Origin of the sequence: Pedobacter sp. HMWF019, assembly GCF_003061025.1 — a bacterium.
Taxonomy (GTDB): domain Bacteria; phylum Bacteroidota; class Bacteroidia; order Sphingobacteriales; family Sphingobacteriaceae; genus Pedobacter.
Map to the genome: position 1 here is coordinate 1 of NZ_QAIL01000202.1, position 6,917 is coordinate 6,917.

7 protein-coding genes and 1 pseudogene are annotated in these 6,917 nt (G+C 42.2%); 4 read left to right on the forward strand and 4 right to left on the reverse strand.

The window, feature by feature from the left end; translation table 11 throughout:
- Positions 1–153 precede the first annotated feature (153 nt).
- Positions 154–558, forward strand: coding sequence for a hypothetical protein (locus DBR11_RS12315; protein WP_108552971.1), 405 nt, complete (start codon positions 154–156; stop codon positions 556–558).
- Positions 559–1,110, forward strand: a complete 552-nt coding sequence (locus tag DBR11_RS12320) for an NUDIX hydrolase (protein WP_199233826.1) — start codon at positions 559–561, stop codon at positions 1,108–1,110.
- 66 nt (positions 1,111–1,176) lie between these two features.
- Here DBR11_RS12320 and dnaA read toward each other — a convergent pair whose 3' ends face one another.
- From dnaA to DBR11_RS12335, 3 genes are all read right to left on the reverse strand, one after another.
- Positions 1,177–2,607, reverse strand: a complete 1,431-nt coding sequence (gene dnaA, locus DBR11_RS12325) for a chromosomal replication initiator protein DnaA (RefSeq protein ID WP_108552972.1) — start codon at positions 2,605–2,607, stop codon at positions 1,177–1,179.
- 194 nt (positions 2,608–2,801) lie between these two features.
- A complete protein-coding gene (locus tag DBR11_RS12330; RefSeq protein ID WP_108552973.1) occupies positions 2,802–4,349 on the reverse strand; it encodes a methylmalonyl-CoA mutase in 1,548 nt (515 codons plus the stop codon).
- Between the two features lie 2 nt (positions 4,350–4,351).
- The gene (locus DBR11_RS12335; RefSeq protein ID WP_108552974.1) at positions 4,352–4,882 is read right to left on the reverse strand and encodes a hypothetical protein; all 531 of its coding nucleotides are present in this window, start codon (positions 4,880–4,882) and stop codon (positions 4,352–4,354) included.
- Positions 4,883–5,045: 163 nt separating this feature from the next.
- Here DBR11_RS12335 and DBR11_RS12340 point away from each other — a divergent pair, with 163 nt between their 5' ends.
- Together DBR11_RS12340 and DBR11_RS12345 are read left to right on the forward strand one after the other, a co-directional pair.
- Positions 5,046–5,399, forward strand: a complete 354-nt coding sequence (locus DBR11_RS12340; protein WP_108552977.1) for an iron-sulfur cluster assembly accessory protein — start codon at positions 5,046–5,048, stop codon at positions 5,397–5,399.
- Positions 5,400–5,499: 100 nt separating this feature from the next.
- On the forward strand, positions 5,500–6,732 hold the full coding sequence (locus tag DBR11_RS12345; RefSeq protein WP_108552975.1) for an ABC transporter permease: 1,233 nt from the start codon (positions 5,500–5,502) through the stop codon (positions 6,730–6,732).
- A 54-nt stretch (positions 6,733–6,786) separates the two neighbouring features.
- Here DBR11_RS12345 and DBR11_RS12350 read toward each other — a convergent pair.
- Positions 6,787–6,917: pseudogene (locus tag DBR11_RS12350) on the reverse strand (dTDP-glucose 4,6-dehydratase); the annotation flags it as partial.

The window sequence follows — 6,917 nt, forward strand, 5'->3', positions numbered from 1 at the left end:
TTATTCTGGAGTATGCTCCTTGGCGGAGGAAGAGGTTCGGGAGGTGGTGGAGGCTTCGGTGGAGGCAGCAGCGGTGGTGGCGGCGGATTTGGAGGTTTTGGAGGCGGGAGCTTTGGGGGTGGTGGAAGCAGCGGAAGCTGGTAAAAGAAAAATATGCTAAGAAGAGACTTATTAACAGCGGAGATCAAAAAACTGGCCGAGGCGCTGGCCCGCATCCTTCATTTGAAAACAGAAGGAAAGACAGAAGAAGCAGATCAGAAATTACTGGATCTGCTTCAAATTGAATATAACCTTACCGATGCCGATCTCCAGGTAATGGATGAAACTGAATTTTCAGCCTTTTTAAAGGCGTCTGCATTTCCTGCAGAGAAACTAGATGTACTGAGTCAAATACTTTACTCCATTTTTGACCCGGCGCATTCAACCCCAAAAAACAAGTCCCTGGCTATAAAGCTTGGCCAGACTTATCAATTGTTAATCACAGAACACCGCACCATCAACATGATCAATCTGGACAGAGAAGATGTGGTGAAGAAATATTTAAGCACGAATTCCTAGATGGAGATTTTAAAATGGCAAAGGCTCTCTTCCAGATACCTGGTGAAAGAGAAATGGGCAACCCTAAGAGTAGATACCTGTAAACTTCAGAATGGCACAGTAAAAGATGATTATTTTGTCTTAGAATACCCGGACTGGGTCAATGCCATTGCTTTAACCAAGGACAACAAAATTATTCTGGTTAGACAATACAGACATGGTGCAGATATTATATCTCTTGAAATTCCTGGCGGCGTGATCGATGGCGATGAACTGCCCGAAAGTGCGGTTAAACGAGAATTACTGGAAGAAACCGGCTATACGTTCGAAACCTGTGAGCAGATTGCAACACTATACCCTAACCCCGCTACAGCAAACAACAGAACTTTCACCTATTTCTTAACTGGTGGCGTAAAAACACATCCACAGCATCTCGATGAACACGAGATCTTAAATGTAGAAGAATACAGCATCGAAGAAGTCAAACAATTCCTAAAGGAGAACAAGATTGAACAGGCACTGCATACCGCAGCTCTTTTTTATGGGCTACTCAAACTGGAGCAACAGCCATAATATCCCAATTTATCAAAAAAGCCCCTGTAAGAATAACTTGCAGGGGCTTTTTATTGGTGACAAGCCTTAGCTCATCTTCAGCTTTTTCTGGATATCATGTACATATCCTTTAAATTTCTTATCCGTATCGATCAGGTCCTCTACCGTTTGGCAGGCGTAGATCACCGTAGAATGGTCACGCCCACCAAAGAAAGCCCCAATGGTCTTTAATGACGATTTGGTATGGCTTTTAGACAGGTACATAGAAATCTGGCGTGCCTGAACAATTTCACGTTTACGGGTCTGGGATTTCACCATATCTACCGGCACCTCAAAATACTCGCAAACCAGTTTTTGAATATATTCCATAGAAATCTCCTTAGAAGTATTCTTAATGAAATTCTTAAGCATCTGTTTGGCCAGAGCAAGGTCAATATCCTTTTTGTTTAAAGTAGACTGGGCAAGCAATGAAACCATTGCACCTTCCAGTTCACGTACATTATTATCAATATTATTAGCCACATATTCCACCACCTCAGCAGGAAGCTCTATCCCATCCGCATACATCTTCTTTTTCAGAATAGCGATACGGGTTTCCAGGTCAGGAACCTGCAAATCTGCAGAAAGTCCCCATTTAAACCTGCTCAACAAACGTTCTTCCAATCCAGCCAAATCTTTTGGAGCCTTATCAGAGGTCAAAATAACCTGTTTTCCAGACTGATGCAAATGATTAAAAATATGGAAGAATATATCCTGTGTTTTTTCTTTACCAGAAAAGTTATGAACATCATCCATTATGATCACATCCATTGCCTGATAGAAATTCACAAAATCATTAATGGTATTGTTCTTCAGGGAATCTACAAACTGCTGGCAGAACTTCTCACAGGAAACATAGATCACCAGTTTATCCGGCATGTTTCTTTTGATTTCATTCCCGATGGCTTGTGCAAGGTGCGTTTTACCCAGGCCCACCCCACCATAGATCATCAGCGGATTAAATGAGGTACCCCCCGGTTTGGCTGCAACAGCATATCCTGCCGACCTGGCCAAACGATTGCAATCCCCCTCAATATAGTTTTCAAAACTGTAATTTGAATTGAGCTGTGGATCTACATTCAGCTTCTTTAATCCCGGTATAATAAATGGGTTCTTAATATCTTTGTTAATAGAAACCGGGATAGGCATAGACTGCATCTTTGCTTCAGCCCCATTTCCGTTGGATGGCATATTTGTGGTATAAGGAGATCCGCTGTTGGAAGATTTATCCACAACAATATTATACTCCAGTCTGCCCTCTTCTCCTAATTGTTTTTTCACTGTTTTTCGCAATAGTCCAACATAATGTTCTTCAAGCCACTCATAGAAAAATAAACTAGGTACTTGTATGGTCAAAACCTTCCCCTCCAGTTTAAGAGCGGATATAGGTTCAAACCAAGTTTTGAAACTCTGGGTTGGAATATTATCCTTAATAATTTGGAGACAGTTTTTCCATACTTCCGTACAAGTTATTTCCATAGGTTTTCTATAATTTGTTGGTTTACAGTAACGGGAAAGGCATTATGAATCGGCCGCTCCGAGACATCGAATATTGAAAAAATTATCAACAAAAAAAACATAAATTTCATTTATTTGGTAAGAGCTTAAACATCAGTACCATACCGTACTTAACCTGAATTTTTTATGTGGATAACTATTTATTAACATCCTTTTTAATATTCTCCAAAAACACTACGTAGCGTATCCGCAATTTCTCCAAGCGTCGCATAGGCCTCTACAGAAGTAAGAATATGTGGCATCAAATTTTCAGTTCCTTCTGCCGCTTTTTTCAAGTTATTCAATGCTGTTTCTACAACAAAATTGTCTCTTTCCTGTTTTAGTTTTCTTAACTTTTCTGTCTGGATCAGGCGGATAGATTCATCAATGTTCATAACATCGGTAATTCCCTCTTGTTCCTGGGTAAATTTATTCACTCCAACAATCACCCTGCTGCCCTCTTCAACCTCAACCTGGTACTGATAAGAGGCCCCTGCAATCTCGTCCTGAATATAGCCATTCTCAATCGCCTGAACGGAGCCGCCCATCGCGTCAATTTTATCCATATAAAGCTGCGCAGCCGCTTCAATCTCGTCGGTCAGGTTTTCCACAAAATAAGAGCCGGCCAAGGGATCCACCGTATCAGTCACTCCGCTTTCAAAAGCAATGATCTGTTGGGTACGCAAAGCAATTTTTGCTGCTGCTTCTGTAGGCAAAGACAGGGCTTCATCATAACCGTTGGTATGGAGAGACTGCGTGCCGCCAAGAACAGCAGCCATGGCCTGATTAGAGACCCGGATCACATTATTCAGAGGCTGCTGTGCAGTTAACGTAGATCCTCCGGTTTGTGTATGAAAGCGAAGCATTTGTGCCTTCTCATCTGTAGCCCCAAGTTCTTTTGTGATTTGCGCCCACATCCTGCGGGCAGCCCTGAATTTTGCGATCTCTTCAAAAAAATTATTATGGCAATTGAAGAAGAAAGACAATCGCTTGGCAAATACATTAATATCCAGACCTTTTTCTAAAGCCGCGTTCAGATAAGCTTTGCCATTAGCCAGTGTGAAGGCCAGTTCCTGCACCGCAGTTGATCCCGCTTCGCGAATATGATAACCAGATATAGAAATCGTATTCCATTTTGGTACCTCTTTACTACAATATTCAAAAATATCAGTAATGATCCGCATAGAAGGCTTAGGTGGATAAATATAGGTCCCCCTGGCCGCATATTCTTTAAGAATATCATTCTGAATTGTCCCCGAAATCTGCTTGATATCTGCCCCTTGTTTTTTTGCAAGAGCAATATACATCGCCAGTAAAATCGAAGCTGTAGCATTAATGGTCATCGAGGTGGTGATCTTTTGAAGTTCAATTCCATCAAAGAGTATCTCTATATCTTTTAGAGAGTCGATGGCTACACCTACTTTTCCAACTTCGCCTTCAGCCATTTCATGATCAGAATCATATCCGATCTGAGTAGGCAGGTCAAAGGCTACAGATAATCCCATAGTGCCCTGATTGAGCAGATAATGGTACCTTTTATTCGATTCTTCTGCCGTAGAAAACCCGGCGTACTGGCGCATGGTCCATAAACGCCCACGGTACATGTCTTTTTGTATCCCCCTGGTAAAAGGAAATACCCCCGGACGCTCATCAGAGGGTCGGGCTGCAGTATACAGTTCTTTAATTTCCAGACCAGAGGTGGTCGTAAATTTCTTATCGTCCATATTTAAAATAATAGATGTATTTCTTTGGTGATCAGTTCCTGGCTAAGATCGTAGGGATTATGTTCCATCCCCCCAAGATGTTGCAGTACCATTTTATACAATTCCGCAGCCAGTGCTTCGTCCGGCAAATTATGCCGGGCATGATTGATCATAATTAAAGTATCTTCTTTTAATTTTCTGACCGCCTGCCAGGTTGCAGTTCCAATATACAATTGCTGGGTTACATTGTGCTGGTATTCTGTACGTACCTCCTCCAGGATCAAAGCGTGCAGCAATGCAGCAGACATGCCCTGCTGATGGAGTCTTAAAAACAGGCTGGCCGGATTGATCCGGTCTACGAAAAGAATCAACCGTTCATGGGCCTGAAGACGTAGAGTAAGCAATTCAGCTTGGGCAGTACCTCCACTTTCCGACGACTTCAGTTTCAGGTATTGATGAATATCCTGCTTTAGCAGATAATAACCCGCAGAAACAGTTACAACACCGGCTATGCTCAAACCAAAGGTGGCAGCTACGAAATCTTGTATGTTCATTGAAATTGTTTGAATACCGTAATAATTAGTGTTTTACAAGGGCAAAAATGTACATTTTATTTATATTTACGCCACAAATCGTTTTTTTAGACCGCAACCGATTACTGTTGCCTGTATTGAAAAACAATTATTTTTTATTTTATTATTCTTAATTTCAAATCATATGAGTACGACAGTTGACACCGCATTTGCACCGGTAGCCTTTACAGAAGGTGCTGTAAAAGAACTTTTAAAATTAAAGGACCAGCAGGAAATTTCCGAGGACTTCGGTTTAAGGGTTGGCGTTGAGGGCGGAGGCTGTTCAGGAATGAGCTATATTTTAGGCTTTGACCAGAAAAAAGACGGCGACCAGGAATTCATTATTGAAGGTATTAAGGTATTCATGCACAAAGCTCACCAAATGTACCTGATGGGTATGCAGGTAGACTGGCAGGATGGATTGAATTCAAGAGGCTTTACTTTCAGTAACCCCAATGCGAACAGCACTTGCGGGTGTGGAACAAGCTTCTCCGTATAAATCAGATTTAAACCGCATTTATTGTAACATTTAAGGAGGTCCCGTTGTCTTAACAGCGGGACTTTTTATTTTTATCCCTCAAGAATCTTAAATCTGGAAAATGACCTATACTGAAAACGTTCGACTGGCCCTTCAATCTATTCAAAGCAACCGGTTAAGAACCATGCTTACCGCATTGATCATCGCCATTGGACTCTCGGCACTGGTTGGGATTTTAACTACACTCGACGCCGTAAAGAAAAGTATGACAGAGGCCTTTTCCAGTATGGGTGCTAATGCCTTCACCATCCGCAACCGAGGTACAGGAATACGTGTTGGTGGTCCGGGACAGCGACCTAAAGCCTTTAAGTCCATCCGGTTTGAAGATGCTATTGCTTTTAAAGAGCGCCTGCAAACGCCAGCTACAGTCTCTATCAGTATCCGCGCCAGTGGAGGATCAACCGTGAAATACGGAGGAGAAAAAACCAATCCCAATATCGCCATACAGGGTGTAGACGAATACGGTTTAAATGCTCAGGGTCTGGACCTTTCAGAAGGCCGGAACTTTAGTGCAACGGAGGCGCAATTGGGAGCTGATGTATGTATCGTAGGAAGTGAGATTATTAAAACCCTTTTTAAAAAGGAAACTCCAATAGATAAAATCATCAATGTTGGAAACAACAGGCTAAGAATTGTCGGTATCCTGGCCTCTAAAGGCTCAAGTATTGGCTTCAGTGGCGACCGGGCAGTTTATGTACCTTTACTCAAAGCCAAACTGATCAATTCATTTGCGGATCCTTCTTACACCATTACAGTAATGGTACCTGGCAATGAAATGATGGACAATGTGATCGGCGAGGCCACCTCTGAATTCAGGAACATCCGAAAGCTGAAGGTGGGTCAAACGAATAATTTCGAAATCACCAAAAGTGATGCCATTGCACAAACCCTTTTTGAGAATTTGAAATATATTGCGATTGGTGGCATAGCCATTGGGGTCATCACCCTGATTGGCGCTTCTATTGGCCTCATGAACATTATGCTGGTTTCTGTTACCGAAAGGACCCGGGAAATTGGTGTCCGGAAGGCCATTGGCGCAAATCCTTCAGTGATCAGAAAACAATTCCTTATAGAAGCCGTAGTGATCTGCCTGATGGGTGGAGCGCTGGGTATATTACTTGGTATTCTGCTTGGCAATAGCATTTCCTTAATGATGCACGGAGCTTTTATCATTCCATGGGATTTTATATTAGGCGGTTTTGCCTTATGCGTCATTGTTGGCATTTTATCCGGTTATTATCCAGCTAAGAAAGCCTCAAAACTCGATCCTGTAGAAGCGCTTCGATACGAATAAAAAAAGCCTGGCCGAAATTTCCGGCCAGGCTTTTTTCATCAACAGGCTTAGCATTTACCTTCCCGCATATTGGGTATTGTAATAGGCCTGATAATTTCCAGAAGTCACATCAGATAACCATTCTTCATTTTCCAGATACCATTCCACCGTTTTTTCCAGACCTTCTTCAAACTGCAAGCTTGGTA